A 4,675-nucleotide genomic window follows, 5' to 3' on the forward strand; every position below is an offset into this window, starting at 1 on the left:
ATCGCTTTATTGTTGATTTGTTGATTCGCTTAATTGTTGATTTGTTGATTTGTTGATTCGTTGATTTGAGTCGTTGCCTTCCGATTACGTCAGTCCTTCGTCGTTCGTCTTTCGTCTTTCGTCATTTCGTCCTTCGTCTTTCGTCCTTCGTCCTTCGTCAATCAAAATACCGTTACATCGCTAACCGACCGTTCTGAAACCGCCTCGCGAATGCGTCCGAAAGTGTTCCGGAATTTACACGACATATCGACCATGTATTGTTTAAATGTCGGGCTTCCGACGCTAAGCACTTTGCTGTGCCCGAACCAGACGACGGCCGCGGTCGAGAAGAAAAACGTCTTGTAAACCGCGAACGCCAAAGGTTTCAACACGGCGGGATGCGCGCGGTAAATGGCTAACATGCGCTCGGCCTGAAAGTCGATGTGGTGCGCTTCGTCTTTGATGATGTCGTCGCAAATCTGTTTCAAAAGCGGGCAACCCGTCGCGTCTTTGAGCGATTGGTAGAACAATTGGGCCGCGCTTTCCACGGTGATCACGGCGAGCGTCCAGAGTTCCATGCTCGTGTTGAAATAGCGGATTTTTCGGAACAGCGAATCGCCCCAATCCTTTTGCACGCGCGGCTCGCAAATAATATCGAGATAACGCCCGAGGTTATTGCCGTGTTTTTGTTCTTCCTTTATGAAGAGTTCGACGGCGATCGGGTAAATGAAATCGTGCGTCCGGTTCGCGTATTTGTTCGCGGCATGCAGCAAATGCGCGCCGTCAGACGTTTCGCCGAGTTGCCAGGCTTGTAGCGAACGCAGGATGCGCTGTTTTTGGCCATCGGATAAATTCGTTTTTGTCGTCCAGTCGATGCGATCGATCTTGGCGTTGTGGGTGAAGTGGTTGACCCAGTATTCGGAGGAGTTTGTGTCCATTTTAGATTTACAGATTTTAGATTTACAGATTTCAGATTTCAGATTTTGCAGAATGATTTGTCTTGACAATAATTATCAATTGTCAATTATCAATTGTCAATTAATTCCAGTCGATTTTGCGCGAGAAATACATCACGGCCGCCAAAATCGCAAACAATCCGATGCTTCCGAACAACAATGCGTAATCTTCGAGTTGGATGATCACGTAAATGAAACTGTACAAAACCGTCAGCGAGGCCGTGATGAACGCCGGGAATTTCCTGTTCTTGAGGATCGAGACCGAATACAGCGAGATCAACGCGACGACCGACGTTCCCGCGATCAGATAAGCCGTAAGGAAACTACTGTGTTCGGTGATCGAGATCAGAAGCGTGTAGAACATGACCAATCCGAGGCCGATCATCGTATACTGGAAAATATGGATGCGCACTTTGCTGATGGTTTGGATCAGGAAGAAAATCAAAAACGTAAGCCCGATCGTGAGGAAACCGTATTTCGCGGCGCGTTCGTTCTGCAGGTATTGGTCGACCGTGATCACGAATTTGAGTCCGAAGGCGAAGCGCTCCAAATTCGGTAATTCCCCAAACGTCTGTTGCCCGAACGGACGGTTCACGTGCAATACTTTCCATTTCGCTTCGAAGCCTTTTTCGTTATATTTTTTTGAATCGGGTAAAAAGTTGCCGATGAAACCCGGATCGTGCCAGTTCGATTTCAAACTCATTGTTGTCGTTTTTCCGATCGGAACAACCGTCAATTGTCGGCTTCCGCGGTATGAGATGTTGAAATTGAACGGCACTTTCGCAGCGTCACGCAACACCGATGCGTCGAAATAACCGGTTTCCAGACCGTCGACCGTATCGTTTTCGGACGCATTGAACACAGGTTCGAACGTGAGCGATTTTCCGCCCAGATTTATTTTGATTTCGTCGCGGATGCTTTTGAGATTCGTGCTCTTGATGATGACCGACGCCTTTTCCCATTGGATGTCGCTTTCAGGAATGCCCCGGCCTGAAAAATCGGGTTTCGCGTAATGTCCGTCGAACTTCATGGCCGATGTGTAGACCACCGATTCGTAGTGTCCGTAATGGCGTCTATCGGTCGTCACCGACGAATTGTTGTTGAGCATTTCAGGAAAGAAATATGCGTAATCGGTACTGGCGGTGCGTTGCGTGACGGCCGCTTTCGTCTTTTGGTCGACGGTTACGGTTTCTTCATAGGTCGTGTACGGAATGCGCACGATCGGTCCGTAAAAATAAACGTCGGTTCCCCATTTGGCATTCAGGTCGGCGGTGACGGCTTTTTGCCTTTCGGCCCGTTCGGCGATCAGGTTTTGGACGAGCGCGAGCGGTATCAGCAGCACGAGCGTGAGCAATCCGACGATGATCATGCGCACCGTGTTCGATTGGAAAAAATTGGTCTTTGCGATTGGTTGTGTTTCCATTATTTTATTTTTTATTATTTATTATTTAGATGAATGTGAGGTAGAAGAAGACGACCGGGATGTTGGCGAGCAGGATCAGGATTTTGATCGCGAAATATCGTCGGTAGTCGTGCTCTTTCGCAAACAACAAAATAAGATTCAAAAGCACGAGTAAGTTGAATAAGGCCGCGATGATCACGTAGACGAATCCGAACACGATCAGGTTATCGCTGCCCAATCCTAATTGGTGGGCGCCGAACAAAACCGTCCCGATCGCGAACGAAATAAAAGCGATCCACGTCGAGAATTCCCCGGTCGTGTGGACGTAAGCGTTGAAATTGTTTTTCAAGGATGAGTGCATATCAAAGGGTTTTAGAGTTGGTACGGAAGAAGAAATACACGAGCAACAACAGCAAGCCATAGCCGATAGTAAAACCGATCGTGTGGAGTTTCGTAAGCAATATGAGTGAATCGGCGACCAGACCGAATGGGTTCGAAAGAATGTCCCAGCTGTTGTAGCGTTCGTATCGCCCGAGGAAAATCCCGAAACCCGACAGCATCGCGCTTGCGGCAATCAGCGCGACCGACGCTTTTTCCCCGAATCGGATCTTGAACGACCGTTGCATCTGCGCCATCGAAACGAGCGCGAACAACATGCCGTTGATCGAGTAGGAGGCGAGCAGCAATAAGTCGAACCAAGCTGGCATTGAGGATTTCAGGTTTCGGAAGTGTAGGAAATCGGTTAGGATGTACGGCGCATTCGGGAGAAACAGTAGCCAGATTATCGACAGCAAAGTGAAACCGAACCAACTTTTGTACGATGTCCAAAGCCAGGAACTTACGAGCCACGGAACGGCGGATAAAATCAAATTCCAAAGCAGGAATCCGTATCCGATCGTTCCTGTAACGAGCATACGGAACGCCATCAGCGCGATGTTGAAGCCTACGAATGCGAGCAGGCTCAGTTGTTTGTTCGAAATAAATTTAGATTGGCTTGTCATAATAAAGTACTTTGTATTTCAAAGTTAATAGGTAAAAAAATATCAGTTTTTCTGGATCAGTTTTTCAAGCGCGTCAATGTGGGCCGAAAACGCCTCGCGACCTGACTTCGTCGCCTTGTAACTCGTGTTGGGTTTCTTACCGATGAACTGTTTCTCGACGACGATGTAATTCTCGGATTCAAGTGCTTTCGCGTGGCTTGCGAGATTTCCGTCGGTCACGCCGAGCAGTTCCTTGAGCGTCGAGAAGTCGGCCGATTCGTTTACCATGAGAACGCTCATGATGCCCAATCGGATGCGGTGGTCGAACGCCTTATTTATATTTTGTATGATGTTTTTCAAGATAGAGGTGCAAGGTTCAATGTGCAAAGGTTACGCGCTGTCGGGGGCAAATATTAGGAATTTCGCTCGTATTTAACGTACATGATAGCCCCGTAGATGATATGGCTCACGCCGAATCCCAATGCCCAGAACAGCAGCCCGTTGCCTGAAAATTCGGTGCAGATGAGACCAAGAATGACTACTGTGATCCCAAGGTAACGAACGTCGCGCAACGTATATTTACTCGCATTTACGCAGGCGAGCCCGTAGAAAATCAACGTTACGGGAGCGATCAGGCCGTAGACTTCGTGACGTAACAAAATCAATGTGAAAATCCCGCCCGTGCCAAGCGGGATCAAGAAATTCGCAATCAATCGTTTCGAGGAACTGTTCCAAAGGTTTTCGTTGCGTTTCTTGGCCTTGAAGCCTGACAAAATCAACGCCGTGATTATCGACAACACCAACACGATGATCGCGATCGCGACTATCGCCTTGAACGTCGTGCTTTCGAGCGTTACGTAATAGCCGCGGTGCTGGTCGAGGATTCGAGCCGCGAACCATGCGCCGATCAACGCGTAGATTCCGGCCATTACTCCGGCCAATCCGCTCAATGATAGGAATTGGGTCGAGCGGTTCATCATTTGCTTGATGTCGCGGATGTCGTTCAGGTAGTCTTGGTTACTCACAAATAAAGTACTTTGAATTGCAAAGTAAGTTGAGTTTTGTTTTGTGACCAAATTTTTTGTTGGTTTTTTTTTAGGATATGCATTTTTTTTGATGAAGGTAGGAACGCGCGAAGTCATGAAGTTTTTTGATATGATGTAGTTTTTTGACACGAAGGCACGAAGGCGAGAAGGCACGAATTTTTTTGCGGTGCGTTTTTTTTTTTGATACGGAGGCGAGAAGGAATGAAGGTTTTTGTTTTTTGACGACACGTGTTTTTCTGACACGAAGCCACGAAGGCGCGAAGGCAAGAAGTTTTTTTTGTTGCATTTTTTTTTGACACGAAGGCACGAAGG

General features: G+C 47.7%; 7 protein-coding genes. All 7 read right to left on the reverse strand.

Annotation, left to right across the window (positions count from 1 at the left end; all coding sequences use genetic code 11):
- Nucleotides 1-161: 161 nt before the first annotated feature.
- The gene (locus EOO50_RS17475; protein WP_290841570.1) at nt 162-917 is read right to left on the reverse strand and encodes a hypothetical protein; all 756 of its coding nucleotides are present in this window, start codon (nt 915-917) and stop codon (nt 162-164) included.
- Between the two features lie 100 nt (nt 918-1,017).
- Entirely contained in the window at nt 1,018-2,358 is a 1,341-nt protein-coding gene (gene creD, locus EOO50_RS17480; protein ID WP_290841571.1) for a cell envelope integrity protein CreD, read from the reverse strand.
- A 25-nt stretch (nt 2,359-2,383) separates the two neighbouring features.
- Nucleotides 2,384-2,698: a hypothetical protein gene (locus tag EOO50_RS17485; protein ID WP_290841572.1), complete on the reverse strand. Its 315-nt coding sequence runs from the start codon at nt 2,696-2,698 to the stop codon at nt 2,384-2,386.
- A gap of 1 nt (nt 2,699) precedes the next feature.
- Nucleotides 2,700-3,338 (reverse strand): DUF1361 domain-containing protein, encoded by a 639-nt coding sequence (locus tag EOO50_RS17490; RefSeq protein WP_290841573.1) that lies wholly within the window; start codon nt 3,336-3,338, stop codon nt 2,700-2,702.
- Nucleotides 3,339-3,380: 42 nt separating this feature from the next.
- On the reverse strand, nt 3,381-3,677 hold the full coding sequence (locus EOO50_RS17495) for a transcriptional regulator (RefSeq protein WP_290841574.1): 297 nt from the start codon (nt 3,675-3,677) through the stop codon (nt 3,381-3,383).
- A gap of 53 nt (nt 3,678-3,730) precedes the next feature.
- Complete coding sequence (locus tag EOO50_RS17500) at nt 3,731-4,297, reverse strand: hypothetical protein (RefSeq protein WP_290841576.1); 567 nt, start codon at nt 4,295-4,297, stop codon at nt 3,731-3,733.
- Nucleotides 4,298-4,412: 115 nt separating this feature from the next.
- On the reverse strand, nt 4,413-4,675 hold a 263-nt coding region (locus EOO50_RS17505), incomplete at its 5' end, for a hypothetical protein (RefSeq protein ID WP_290841575.1).

The organism is Flavobacterium sp. (genome assembly GCF_004211145.1).
Taxonomy (GTDB): Bacteria; Bacteroidota; Bacteroidia; order Flavobacteriales; family Flavobacteriaceae; genus Flavobacterium.

Bases quoted from the DNA above. Each gene is read 5' to 3' on its own strand.
- EOO50_RS17490 (WP_290841573.1), bottom strand. From the start codon at position 3,338: ATGACAAGCCAATCTAAATTTATTTCGAACAAACAACTGAGCCTGCTC.
- creD (WP_290841571.1), bottom strand. From the start codon at position 2,358: ATGGAAACACAACCAATCGCAAAGACCAATTTTTTCCAATCGAACACG.
- EOO50_RS17500 (WP_290841576.1), bottom strand. From the start codon at position 4,297: ATGATGAACCGCTCGACCCAATTCCTATCATTGAGCGGATTGGCCGGA.
- EOO50_RS17485 (WP_290841572.1), bottom strand. From the start codon at position 2,698: ATGCACTCATCCTTGAAAAACAATTTCAACGCTTACGTCCACACGACC.
- EOO50_RS17475 (WP_290841570.1), bottom strand. From the start codon at position 917: ATGGACACAAACTCCTCCGAATACTGGGTCAACCACTTCACCCACAAC.